Raw genomic sequence first — 12,915 nt, forward strand, 5'->3', positions numbered from 1 at the left:
AGTCCTTGTTGCCGTCAGCGCCGTGGTGTGTACCTCGTTGCCTCCGGTGAAGCGGTGTTTAGGCCTACTAACTCAGACCCGCAACCCCTTTTTTTACGAAACTGTCATTTTTTCGAAATAATCCGAAAAATCGGGTGTTATCAACGCCCACGGGGCGGAATGTTGCGCAGACCCCTAGGGTAAACTTGTCAAAAATTGCGCAGGAATCCCGCAGCAATCCACGCAGCCCGGTTGTTCGCACGGCTTAAGAGGTTCCGGGCCCCGACTCGTGCGTTGAATCGCACCGGAATCACGGGAGCCGAAGTCTGATTCCGACTCGGAACCGGTCCCAGAGCCGGTGAAATGCGGAATCAGGACAGAAATTCGCTCTGAGACCGACTGATTTGCCCAGCCCGTGCGTAACAGGCAGATCCTGTCATAATAAAGGTGCCCAGAGATGTACGTTCCCCGAACCTTCCTTGATGAACTGATTCCCGCACGCGGCCGTAAGATGCTGTTCGTCCACCCGCCCAAATGCGGCGGCAAGTTTGTGGAGCGTGCCTTTGGCAAACGGGCCCGCAATTGTATATCGGTCAGGCATCCGAACCTGCGAGGGCATCTGTTCTGGACAGAGTATCGGGACCGGATGAGAGCGCTGGGGGATAGTGTTGATACCTATTACACCTTCTCTGTCATGCGGAACCCTTTTGCCTGGCGGGTGTCCTTCTATGAATACGTGCGCAAAGACACCGGAGGGCGGCACTCCGGCCTGCCCCATCTCCACGCTCTTTGGTCCAGGATGACATTTTCAGATTATCTGGACTGGCTGGAAGATCCGGCGGCCCCGACAACGGTGCGGTTCAGGCCCCGTGCGCAAGTGTCCGACTGGTTTACCAATGAAGAGGGGATCATCAGTGTGGACTATGTGATGCGGCAGGAAGTGCTGACGCAGGATCTCTCGCGGCTTGGCCACAGCTTCGGCATCAGACTGCGTATTCCTGACGCTCCGGTGAACCGATCGGTATCGGGCGACTGGCGGCGGTACTACAGTTCTGGTGATGTAGATAAAGTGGCGGCTTTACATCAAAGAGATATTGCCCTGTTCGGGTACAGCTTTGAATAGGGCGCACATCCGCCTACCGTGGTCCCAACACCAAAAACAACGATGCCCCCTGCCTTTATCCGGCGGGGGGCATTTTTACAGTTTGGTCAGTCTGGCTGAAAAGCAGGCCTTACATCGCAGCCTTGGCAGTCAGATTCTTCAGCGCAGTTGCCATCGGATCCAGTAGCGAAGCATCCGGTTCGATGCTTTCTAGGGATCCCAGCGACTCGGCAGGGTTTTCATAGGCAAACCAAGTCTTACCTGCGTCATCTTCATAGACCAACACCTTCAACGGCAGATGCAATCCGGCAAGGCGGTTTGCTTCCATAGCAGGCGTCCCCACTTTGGGATTGCCAAAGATCACGAGTTCGCTTGCCCCGATGTCCGAGCCTATGGATTTGGCCCCTGCCCCGTGATCAACCCGTGCAAACACTTTGGCGCCAGCGCCTTCGATTGCGCTCACAAGCGCATCGACGGCACCTGAAACAGTTTTTTCCGTTTCAACTTTTACAATCCCCTCGGCCCAAGCCAGCATCGGGGTCACGGCCACAGCGGCTGTGGCGATAATCGTCTTCATGTAATGCATGATCGTTTCCTTATAATTCCAGTTAACGCGACACATTCAAGACGTAGCTTCATACCAGCGAAAAGCGAACCACAGTGCCGTGAACAGGGGGATCGCGCAGGTTTCAGCGGATCAGCTTTGGAATCCTGTACGCGACCAGAATCACAGCGATGGCGAGATAGACCAGAGGCTCTGTCTGCCACGTCTTTTTCAACATCACGAAATGCGCTGCTCCCAGGATCACGGCCAGATAAGCGCCATAGTGGATCTGGCGCCAGCGTTTGGGGCCAAGTTTGCGGATTGAAAGATTGTTCGAGGTGACGGCCAACGGGATCAGGATCAGGAACGCCAGAACACCGACGATGATATAGGGGCGTTTGGTAATGTCCTTGATCAGGGCGTCCCACCAGAACTGGTTGTCGAGCACCAGATAGACCAGCAAATGCGCGCACACGTAGAAAAATGCCATCAGACCGATCGCGCGGCGGTATTTGATCAGATTCAAACCGCCCAGATCGCGCAGCGGTGTCACCAAAAGGCCGAGCACCAGAAGTTTCAGCGCATATTCCCCCAACCCGTGCTCCAACGCCTCGACCGGATTGGGGCCGGGGTTTTGCAACACGGTCCAGAACAGCCAGAACCCCGGAAACAGCAGGATCGGATACAAAGGCCATGCCGGCAGCTTGCGCGCTGCCGCATTCACAGATTGGCTGACTGACATGATTGGTCCCTGTCCGATGGCAATGTTGTACCGGTTAGTAGAATTTCGACAGGTCCATACCGTCATAAAGGCTCGCCACCGCGTCCCCGTAGCCGTTGAACATCTCGGTCGGTTCCTTGCTGGCGAACAGCCCGGAACCGATCACCCGATGGGACGCCTGAGACCAGCGCGGATGGCTGACGTTCGGATTCACATTACTATAGAACCCGTATTCCCGCGCGTTAATCAGGTTCCATGTGGCAGGAGGTTCCTTTTCCGTCAGGGTAATCTTCACAATGGATTTGATGGATTTGAAGCCGTACTTCCAAGGCACAACCAGACGCAGCGGTGCGCCGTTCTGGTTTGGCAAAGGCTCGTCATACAAGCCCGTGGCCATCAGTGTCAGCGGGTGCATGGCTTCGTCCAGACGCAAACCTTCTACATAAGGCCACGGGAAAGAACCGTTTTTCTGACCGTGCATTTCCTCGGGGCGCATCAGGGTTTCAAACGCTACGTATTTGGCATTGCCTTGCGGATCGGCTTTGGCGATCAGGTCAGACAGTTGGAAACCGACCCAAGGCACCACCATGGACCACGCCTCGACACAACGGAAGCGATAGATGCGTTCCTCCAATGTCATATCCTTGAGAATATCTTCCAGCGCATAGTTGCCCGGATTGTTCACCAGCCCGCCGATTTCCACAGACCAAGGGTCCGTCGTCAGTGCGTGGGCGTATTGTGCCGGATCGCCCTTGCCGGTGCCAAATTCATAAAAGTTGTTATAACTAGTGACGTCTTCGTAAGAGGTCGGTTCCTCGGTTGTGGACCATTCGCTTTTCGCAGCATTCAGGGCCGCCGCTGCCGGAGTGACCAGCCCGCCTGCAAGGGTCATGCCGGCGGCCCCTGTCATCAACTGGCGACGGTTTAGAAAATCAGCCTTTGGCGTGATGTCGGAATATTTCAGCGCGGTCTTAAAACGGCCCATAAAGACCCTCCCTCTACAATAATGTCTGTATCCAGATTGGCTTAGACCTAGTGTAATTCCAAAGCAAAACACGCGCGTTCACGACCTTGTTGGAAAGATTACAGCCCTGTGGCGCTTACAACGTTGTAAGCAGACTAACCGGATGCGCTGCCGGTTGGGATCGGACGCGGCCAGATTTCCGACATAAGCGTAGAGCGGCCATTGTCCTGCACGATCCGCACATGGTGACGCCGTATCGCGCGGGGTTCGGTAACACCAACGGAATGGGCGATGATCTCGACTTCCTTAGTGATCATCTTCGCATAGGCAGCCACCTTCTCGAATTTATCCTCGGGCACCAGCCCTTTCTGAAAGCGTGGATCATGGGTGGTGATCCCTGTCGGACAGGTGTTCCGGTTGCATTTAAGCGCCTGAATACAGCCGAGGCTGAACATGAAGCCGCGCGCCGAGGTCACGAAATCCGCACCCGCTGCAATCGCCCAAGCCACATCACCCGGGTTCATCAGCTTGCCACTGGCAATCAGGCGGATGCGATCGCGCAGCCCCATTTCGACCAGCAGATCAGAAACCAGAGGCAGGCTTTCGCGGATGGTAATCCCAACCAGATCCATCAACGGCATCGGGCTTGCGCCCGTTCCACCGTCGCCACTGTCTACAGTAATGAAGTCCGGTGCACTTTCCTCACCGCGTTTGTGGATCTCGCCAAAGAGTTCACGCAGGGCCGCTTCATCACTGACAACGGTTTTGATCCCCACAGGTTTACCCGTCACATCACGAATATGGTGAATCATGTCGAGCAGTTCCGACATGCTGCCGATCTCGGGGTGGCGGTTTGGAGAGATCGACGCCTCACCTACAGGAATACCGCGAATTTCGGCAATTTCCGGTGTAACCTTTGCCGCCGGAAGTATTCCCCCTTTGCCGGGCTTTGCCCCCTGCGCCAGTTTGATTTCGAACATGCGCACCTGTTCATGGGCGGCAATGGCGCGCAGGCGATCATCTGACAGGCTGCCATCGACATCCCGCACGCCGTATTTTGCCGTACCGATCTGGAACACAAGATCACAGCCGCCTTCCAGATGAAACGGCGACAGGCCACCCTCCCCCGTATTCAGCCAGATCCCCGCTTTTTGTGCCCCACGGGACAAGGCCCGCACCGCAGGGCGGGACAACGCGCCAAAGCTCATGCCGGAAATGTTGAACAGGGACGGCGCATCATAGGGCTGGCGGGCGTATGGGCCGATTTGCAAAGGTTCGGTCCGCGCAGCCTGCGTTTCCAGTGGCGGAAAGGCGGCATTCACGAAAATCGGCGTCCCCGGAATCGTCAGGTTGCGGGTAGACCCGAAGGCAACTGTATTGCCCTTACCGGATGCGGCCCGTTTCACCCAGTTTCTTTGCGCACGGTTGAACGGCAGTTCCTCGCGATCCATGGCAAAGAAATACTGGCGGAAGAATTCGCCCAGTTCGGTGAACAGACCGCGAAACCGCCCCACAACCGGATAATTCCGCCGCACCGCATCGCTGGTCTGGCTGCGGTCGATGACAAACATCACCACCACGGCGGCAAAACCGATGCCAACCGCACAGATAAAGGCAATCGCAAAATAAAAGAGGATCGTAGACACAAGGTTCATCAGGAACATAAGGCAGGGAACTCCGTAGCTTTCAGGTGTTCAGGGGACACTGTCCCAGCCCCACTGAACCCTTCAATGTGTAGCCCGTGCCGCCTGAAACACAAAGCCCGCAGGCAAATGCGACAGTCAAAAATACTTGAGATAAACAAACAGCCCCACAGCCAGCGTGAAAGGCCAGACCACGAAGGCCAGCCGCACAGCCAGAAACAGGATGATCCGGAGAAATCTGGCCAGCATATCGCAGGTCCCTTCCTTTGGCCTGATTGCAAACCGCCCCGCAAGCACAAGACCTGCGGGGCGGCAAGGGTTTTACATGCCCGAGCGGCAGCGGTTAATGAACCGGCGCATCGGCGGGCGGCTTGGCAGCCTGCGCGACGCCGTTGATCACCAGTCCGTTGTCATCGGCGCTGACTGTGACGGTGGACCCGTCCAGCACTTCGCCCGACAACAACAGTTCTGCCAGCGGGTCCTGAACCGCTTTCTGGATCACACGTTTCAACGGGCGTGCACCATAGACCGGATCATAACCCTGATTGGCCAGCCAGGTCCGCGCGGCTTCGTCCATTTCCAGCGCAATCTTGCGTCCCGAAAGACGGCGTTCCAGAATATCGAGCTGGATGTCCACGATCCCGTCCATGTTCTCACGGCTGAGCCGGTCAAACAGCACGATCTCGTCCAGACGGTTGATAAACTCGGGCCGGAAATGGGCTTGAACCGCCTGCATCACATCCGCCTTCGCCTTGTTGCTGTCCGCCCCTTCGGGCAACTGGCTAAGCGCCTGCGACCCGAGGTTACTCGTCAGGATAATCAGCGTCTGCTTGAAATCCACAGTCCGCCCCTGCCCGTCGGTCAGAACACCATCGTCCAGCACCTGCAAAAGCACGTTGAACACATCGGGGTGGGCTTTTTCCACCTCGTCGAACAACACCACCTGATAGGGCCGGCGCCGCACGGCTTCGGTCAGCACACCGCCTTCGTCATACCCGACATAGCCCGGAGGCGCACCGATCAGGCGGGACACCGCGTGTTTTTCCATGAATTCGGACATATCAATACGAACCATCGCCTGATCGTCGTCAAACAGGAACTCTGCCAGAGCCTTCGTCAGTTCGGTTTTACCTACACCGGTCGGGCCGAGGAACAGGAAAGACCCCTGCGGACGGTTTTCGTCGGACAGCCCCGCACGGGACCGGCGCACCGCATTGGAAACGGCCCTAACCGCCTCGCGCTGGCCGATCACCCGTTTACCGAGCTCTCCTTCCATGCGCAGCAGTTTTTCGCGGGTGCCTTCCAGCATCTTGTCCACGGGAATACCTGTCCAGCGCTCGACAACGCTTGCGATATGTTCGGGGCGCACGGCCTCGTCCACCATCACATCGTCCTCGCGGCCTTCAGCCTCTGACAGCTTCTTCTCCAGCTCGGGGATAACGCCGTATTGCAGCTCGCCCATCTTGGCCAGATCACCGGCGCGGCGGGCAGTTTCAAATTGCACCCGCGCCTGGTCCAGTTCTTCCTTGATGTCACGCGCGCTCGCCAGCTTGTCCCGCTCTGCCTGCCAGTGTGCCGTCATCTCGGACGACTTTTCCTGCAGTTCGGACACCTCTTTTTGCAAGGTCTCCAGACGGTCCTTGGAAGCCGCATCACTTTCGGTTTTCAGCGCCTCGACCTCGATCTGTTTTTGCAACAACTCGCGGTCGATCGCATCAAGCGCTTCGGGCTTGCTGTCCACTTCCATGCGCAGACGGCTGGCCGCTTCGTCCATCAGGTCAATCGCCTTATCCGGCAGGAACCGGTCGGTAATATACCGGTTGGACAGATTGGCCGCAGCAACCAGCGCACTGTCGGAAATACGGATACCGTGGTGCAGTTCGTATTTTTCCTTGATGCCGCGCAGGATTGAGATCGTGTCAGATACAGTTGGCTCCTGTACCATGACAGGCTGGAAACGCCGCGCAAGGGCTGCGTCCTTCTCTACATGCTTGCGGTATTCATCAAGCGTGGTGGCACCAACACAGTGCAACTCTCCCCGCGCCAGCGCAGGTTTCAGCAGGTTGGACGCATCCATCGCGCCTTCGGATTTACCGGCCCCGACCAGCGTGTGCATCTCGTCGATGAACAGGATAATCGCGCCGGCTGCCTCGGTCACTTCCGTCAGGATTGACTTCAGACGTTCTTCAAATTCACCGCGATATTTCGCGCCAGCAATCAACGCCCCCATGTCCAGCGCCATCAGCGTCTTGTTTTGAAGGCTTTCGGGTACGTCGCCGTTGACGATGCGCAGGGCAAGCCCTTCGGCAATCGCGGTTTTACCCACGCCCGGCTCCCCGATCAGCACAGGGTTGTTCTTGGTGCGGCGCGACAGAACCTGCATGGCACGGCGGATTTCTTCGTCCCGGCCAATGATCGGGTCAATTTTGCCGTCCCGTGCCGCTTCGGTCAGGTCGCGGGCGTATTTCTTCAGCGCGTCATAGCCGTCCTCGGCACTGGCGCTGTCGGCGGTGCGCCCCTTGCGCACGTCATTGATGGCTGCGTTCAGCCCCTGAGCCGTCACACCCCCGTCTTTCAGAATGGTCGCCGCATCGGACTTCACGATTGCCAGCGCGGTCAGCATCCGTTCGACAGGTACAAAAGAATCGCCTGCTTTTTGCGCCAGTTTCTCGGCCTCGGCAAAAATCTTGGCGGTTTGCCCGTCCATATAAATCTGGCCGTTGTCGCCTGACACTTTGGGCATTTTTGCAAGGTTCACGTCCAGATCCTGCAGGACACGGGACGGATTGCCCCCCGCTGCCTTGATCAGATTGGCCGCAAGCCCCTGCTCGTCATCCAGAAGGGCCTTCAACAGGTGTTGTGGTGTAAAGCGCTGGTGATCCTCGCGCATTGCAATGGTCTGGGCCGATTGAATCATCCCCCGAGACCGTTCTGTGAACTTCTCTAAGTTCATGGTCTTCTCCTTTTACAAGCGCCTGCGATGGAAAATGACGCCCGAAAACGGCACGTCAGGGTGCAAGCCTTAGCATCAAGATAGGAAGCCCCCTCCCAACCGACAAGAGCCGCAGTGAAAATCCCGCAAGGGTTTCAGGCCGCTTCAATGTTCCGAAAATACTCGGATCACGACCGGATGTTCTTGCCATCGCGGCTGAAGACATAGGCGACACAGCCCGCCAGAAGACAAAGCGCGAAAAAACCGAACAGCCATTGATAGGCGACAACAGCCGTGCTTTGTGGTGCAACCGCTCCGTAGATATTGCCCGAAAGGGACTGCAACAACCCCGTGCCGCCCATCCCGAACAGGTTCAGCAGGGTCACACCGCGCCCTGTCAGATGCTCGGGGAAGAAGGTTTTCGCATGGGCAATAATCACCACAAATGTCGCCCCTGTCAGACCGATCATTGCCAGCAACACGGTTGCAACCACAACAGAATGCCCCGCAAACAGGATCAGCAGCAGCACACAGGCCAGATTGATCAGGTTGCCGCCCAGCACAATCGTCTTGCGCGACGGGATCAAGCGGTCCATCGGCCCGTAAACGAAATTCCCTGCCACCATCGCAAAGCTCATCACAAGGGTCACAACCCCGATCACTTCCGGAGTGGCCGCAAAAACTTCGTCCAGATAAGGGCCAACCCAAAGCCCCCGCAAACCGGCAACAGAAATATAGTTCACCGCCATCATCGCAAGAATCGGCCAAAGCACCGGCATGGCCAGCAGGTCCAGCACAGATCCTTTCTGCGCCACCGCAACCCGTTCGGGATCACGTACAAAAACCGCAGCCATCAATGCGATGAACAGCGTCACCCCTGTCAACACCCACATGGTCCCGCGCCAGCCGAACCACTCGACCGCCAGCGTCAGCGGCAGGGCGCTGCCGATATTACCGAACGTACCGATCCCGAGTGTCACCCCCGCCAGAGTCGCAAATACTGCAGGAGCGTAGGAGCGGGCAAAGATGTAGTAAGAGGCCATCAGGACCGGCGAACACCCCACGCCGATCAGCATCATCGCAAGGGTGATGTGAAGCGGAGTACTTGCAAGCGCGAACAGTGCCGCCCCGCCTCCGCCGCCAATAGCAAAGAGAACACTCGCCGTGATCCTTGGCCCGATCCGGTCGAGCGCTTCCCCGACAGGGATTTGCATCGCCGCGAAGACAAGGAACCACATACCGCTCGCAAAGGCGAGGTCTTCGGGCCCTGCCCCGATATCCACCCCGAGCGCAGGCGCCATAACTGCAAGAAAAGCCCTGTAAAACTGGCTCATCACATAAGCCAGCACAAGAAAGACGATGCCCGCGTTCATGGCCTAATTCCACTTCTCAAATTTGCTGACCCAACTGGTAGGGGAATTCACGGCCCTTGCCAATTCGCAAATACGGCGACCCTGCGTCGGCACTTGTCCTAACGTCAGCTTCGTTCGGCGTTGCGCACGTCATTGGCTGCAACCAGACCGAGGATCGTCACTCCGAACAGGATCGCCATCAGCACAAAAACGCCCGAATTTTCGTTCAGAACCGCGCCGGTTACAGAGGTGAGGATCGCACCACCCCCGACCACAGCCGCACCGGACAGGCCCGATGCACTGCCAGCCAGATCGGGCCGCACGGACAAGGCACCCGAATTGCTCGCCGGAAGGGTCAACCCGTTGCCGATCCCGATAAAGACAACCGAACCGAACAAAACCAGCGGATGCATGATCCCTGCCACCAGCAGGACAAATCCGCCGCCAAGCCCGACCAGCGCCACAATCCGGCCTGCGATCATCATGGTAGAAAGCGCGTAGCGTTTGGCATTTCGCCCCGACAGGAAATTACCAAAGACAAACCCCATCGTAATTGCCCCCATCCCGAGGCCGAGCATGGCAGGTGTCAGACCGAACTGCGCCTCTCCTACCAACGGGGCTCCTGCAAGGAAGACATAAAAGGCGCCAACCGAACAGGCCTGACACGCCACATGGCCCCAGAACTCCCGTGCGCCCAACAGGGCCGGATAGGTTTTGAACTGAGCAAGTAATGTATCCGATTTCTTGGTATTGGTTTCTCCGAGATCGCGCCAGCACAAGGTAAAAACACCCGCACCAAGCGCGGCAAACAACAGGAATGTCACCCGCCAGCCGAACATCTGGTCCAGCACGCCGCCCACAACCGGCCCCACCATCGGTGCCAGCGCCATGACCATCGCCACATACCCCATCATGCTTGCCGCTTCCTGCGGGGGGGCCATATCCCGGATCACTGCACGGCTTAGGGCCATTCCTGCAATCACCGCCCCCTGAAGCAGACGGAACCCCAGAAAGACCCAGACATTCGGCGCCAGCCAGCACCCGATCGACGCCACCGTAAAGATCGCCATAGCCGCCAGCAAAACCGGTCTGCGGCCCCACCGGTCCGAAAGCGGCCCCATGATGATCTGCAATACAGCGCTCACCCCGAGATACCCTGCAATCGATAGATTGATCACCGCGTAATCCACCTCAAAGTCCCGCGCCATATTCGACAGGGATGGCAGAAACATATTCAGCGACAGCACAGAGATCGCAGTCAGCAACACGAGCGTTACAAAACGGGGCGGAGAGTGGGGCGTGAACACAGAAAAACTCTTTAATCGGGTTGCCAGCAAATACCATGCTGCCACACCATGCGCAAACACTGCCTGTTGCCTTGACTTTCCGCCCTCACCGCCCCAAACCCCGAAAAACCAGCCAACGGAGCCCTGATATGCCTGCTGATGACCGCCTGATCGTTGCCCTTGATGTCCCTAACATTCTGGATGGCATGGCCATCGCGGAAAAGCTCGGGGATAGTGTGTCGTTTTACAAGATCGGGCTCGGCATGTTGACGGGGGGCGGTCTTGCGCTTGCCAATGAATTGAAAGAACAGGGCAAACGCGTATTTCTTGACATGAAGTTCTTTGACATCGGGGCCACTGTAGAGCGGGCCGTCGGCGGCATCGCGCAGTATGATTTCGACTTCCTGACCGTCCACGGTGATCCCCATGTGGTGCGTGCGGCTGTGGCAGGCCGCGGCGACAGCGGCCTCAAGATCCTTGCTGTTACAATCCTGACCTCCCTCGACCGGAGCGATCTGGACGATTGCCTGATCCAGTCCGGTGATCTGCAAGACCTCGTGATCGAACGGGCCCGCGCGGCTTTTCTTGCCGGTGCAGACGGGGTGATTGCCTCACCGCAAGAAGCTGCTTTGATCCGTGCCCTGCCAGAAGCTGCAGGGCGGTTGATTGTAACACCGGGGGTACGCCCGACCGGCTCGGCCTCGGGCGATCAGAAACGCATTGCAACACCGGCCAGCGCCATCGGGGACGGGGCGGATCACATCGTTGTAGGGCGTCCGATTGTTCAGGCCGACGATCCGGCTGCCGCAGCACGGGCGATCCTTGCGGAACTGGCCACGATCTGAGGGCAAACGCCTAAAATACAAGAATCTTCAATTGAATATTTAACGCATCGTTAAGGTTTGGGCGCGATCCAGAGAGCCGAACCTTAACGGAGCCCCCAATGGATATATTCTCGAAAATCGGCCTGACTGCCCTGATCGCGACCAGCCTGCTTGTGACCCACGCCAAAGCATCCCCTGACACTTCGAACGCCTTGGCATTTCCAGTATTATACGCCGGAAATTCCCAAACTGACATCACGTCCTGACTGGTATTGGCAACAGAACTGCGGGATAAGACCCTATGCCAAAACCTGCCTTCTGCCGAGATTGCCTGAAACGCTGCGCGCCAAAACCGCGCTGCGAACATTGTGCTTCACCGCGGGTGCTGGCCCATGAGGAATTGTTCTCGCTCTCCATCGCCCATATGGATTGCGACGCATTTTATGCATCAGTGGAGAAACGGGACAATCCGGATATCCGCGACAAGCCGGTGATCATCGGCGGCGGCAAACGGGGCGTTGTTTCCACCGCCTGCTATATCGCGCGGATCAACGGGGTGCATTCTGCCATGCCCATGTTCAAGGCGCTGAAACTCTGCCCCGAAGCGGTGGTGGTAAAACCCAGAATGGACGCCTACGTCGAAGTGTCCCGCGCCATCCGCGCCATGATGGAAGACCTGACACCGGTGGTCGAACCCCTATCACTGGATGAGGCATTCATCGACCTAAGCGGCACAGAAAAACTGCACGGCGCCCCGCCAGCGATCATGCTCGCACGGCTGGTGAAACGGATGGAGGACGAATTGGGGATTTCCGGTTCCATCGGCCTGTCCCACAACAAGTTCCTAGCCAAACTTGCCTCCGATCTGGACAAGCCGCGCGGGTTTTCCGTGGTTGGAAAGGCGGAAACACTGGACCTTCTCGCGCCACTCCCCATCAAGAAAATCTGGGGCGCCGGACCGGTTTTGCAACGCAAACTGCAAAGTGACGGCATCCAGACCTTCGCAGACCTGCGCCGCCGCGATCGCAAGGCGCTCGGTGAACGCTACGGCTCCATGGGGGATCGGCTCTGGCACTTGGCGCAGGGACTTGATCACCGCCGCATTTCGGGGCGCGATCCGGTGAAAAGCATCTCCAAGGAAACCACTTTCTTTGAAGACACAGGCGATGCCGACCTGCTGGACGGGCATCTCTGGCGGCTGGCCGAACAGGTGTCAGACCGCGCAAAGGCCAAGGAATATGCGGGTAAGACCGTTACGTTGAAGGTGAAGAAAGCGGATTTCAAAACCCTGAACCGCTCTGTCACCCTGTCCGAACCAACCCAGATGGCGGACAGGATTTACACCCACGGGCGCCAGATGCTTGACGGGGTGATCGACAAGGCCCCCTTCCGCCTGATCGGTATCGGCATCAGCCAACTGACCCGCCCCGAAGAAGCCGATCACTATATGGACCTGCTGGAACAGGACGCCGCGAAACGCGCCAAGGCGGAACGGGCCACAGACGCAATCCGCGAAAGATTCGGCAAAGACGCCATCCTGAAGGGACGTGCCCTGCGCTGACCTGCTT

The 12,915-nt window shown here is 57.6% G+C and carries 11 protein-coding genes; 4 read left to right on the forward strand and 7 right to left on the reverse strand.

The window, feature by feature from the left end; genetic code table 11:
- Positions 1-436: 436 nt before the first annotated feature.
- A complete protein-coding gene (locus C0U40_RS19035) occupies positions 437-1,102 on the forward strand; it encodes a sulfotransferase family 2 domain-containing protein (RefSeq protein ID WP_101657386.1) in 666 nt (221 codons plus the stop codon).
- A gap of 109 nt (positions 1,103-1,211) precedes the next feature.
- On the opposite strand, the gene C0U40_RS19040 is transcribed toward C0U40_RS19035, so the two are convergent.
- The 7 genes from C0U40_RS19040 to C0U40_RS19070 form a co-directional block, all read right to left on the reverse strand.
- Complete coding sequence (locus C0U40_RS19040; RefSeq protein WP_286135121.1) at positions 1,212-1,667, reverse strand: DUF302 domain-containing protein; 456 nt, start codon at positions 1,665-1,667, stop codon at positions 1,212-1,214.
- A 103-nt stretch (positions 1,668-1,770) separates the two neighbouring features.
- The gene (msrQ, locus tag C0U40_RS19045; RefSeq protein WP_101657387.1) at positions 1,771-2,367 is read right to left on the reverse strand and encodes a protein-methionine-sulfoxide reductase heme-binding subunit MsrQ; all 597 of its coding nucleotides are present in this window, start codon (positions 2,365-2,367) and stop codon (positions 1,771-1,773) included.
- A gap of 34 nt (positions 2,368-2,401) precedes the next feature.
- Positions 2,402-3,331, reverse strand: a complete 930-nt coding sequence (gene msrP / locus C0U40_RS19050) for a protein-methionine-sulfoxide reductase catalytic subunit MsrP (RefSeq protein ID WP_101657388.1) — start codon at positions 3,329-3,331, stop codon at positions 2,402-2,404.
- Positions 3,332-3,465: 134 nt separating this feature from the next.
- Complete coding sequence (locus tag C0U40_RS19055; protein ID WP_101657479.1) at positions 3,466-4,965, reverse strand: FMN-binding glutamate synthase family protein; 1,500 nt, start codon at positions 4,963-4,965, stop codon at positions 3,466-3,468.
- A gap of 331 nt (positions 4,966-5,296) precedes the next feature.
- Positions 5,297-7,906, reverse strand: a complete 2,610-nt coding sequence (gene clpB, locus C0U40_RS19060; RefSeq protein WP_101657389.1) for an ATP-dependent chaperone ClpB — start codon at positions 7,904-7,906, stop codon at positions 5,297-5,299.
- Between the two features lie 167 nt (positions 7,907-8,073).
- Positions 8,074-9,258 carry an MFS transporter gene (locus C0U40_RS19065; RefSeq protein ID WP_101657390.1) on the reverse strand — a complete coding sequence of 395 codons (1,185 nt, stop codon included), beginning with the start codon at positions 9,256-9,258 and terminating at the stop codon, positions 8,074-8,076.
- Positions 9,259-9,362: 104 nt separating this feature from the next.
- A complete protein-coding gene (locus tag C0U40_RS19070) occupies positions 9,363-10,604 on the reverse strand; it encodes a multidrug effflux MFS transporter (RefSeq protein ID WP_286135123.1) in 1,242 nt (413 codons plus the stop codon).
- Between the two features lie 68 nt (positions 10,605-10,672).
- Between C0U40_RS19070 and pyrF the strand changes: the two genes are divergently transcribed.
- The 3 genes from pyrF to C0U40_RS19080 all read left to right on the forward strand — a co-directional run bounded on the left by pyrF (position 10,673) and on the right by C0U40_RS19080 (position 12,908).
- Positions 10,673-11,368: an orotidine-5'-phosphate decarboxylase gene (gene pyrF / locus C0U40_RS19075; protein WP_101657392.1), complete on the forward strand. Its 696-nt coding sequence runs from the start codon at positions 10,673-10,675 to the stop codon at positions 11,366-11,368.
- A 98-nt stretch (positions 11,369-11,466) separates the two neighbouring features.
- Positions 11,467-11,613 (forward strand): hypothetical protein, encoded by a 147-nt coding sequence (locus C0U40_RS20255; RefSeq protein WP_180957753.1) that lies wholly within the window; start codon positions 11,467-11,469, stop codon positions 11,611-11,613.
- A 35-nt stretch (positions 11,614-11,648) separates the two neighbouring features.
- The gene (locus C0U40_RS19080) at positions 11,649-12,908 is read left to right on the forward strand and encodes a DNA polymerase IV (protein ID WP_101657393.1); all 1,260 of its coding nucleotides are present in this window, start codon (positions 11,649-11,651) and stop codon (positions 12,906-12,908) included.
- The last annotated feature ends 7 nt before the right edge of the window (positions 12,909-12,915 follow it).

The sequence above is a fragment of the Neptunicoccus cionae genome, from assembly GCF_002860325.1.
Lineage (GTDB): Bacteria > Pseudomonadota > Alphaproteobacteria > Rhodobacterales > Rhodobacteraceae > Amylibacter > Amylibacter lutimaris.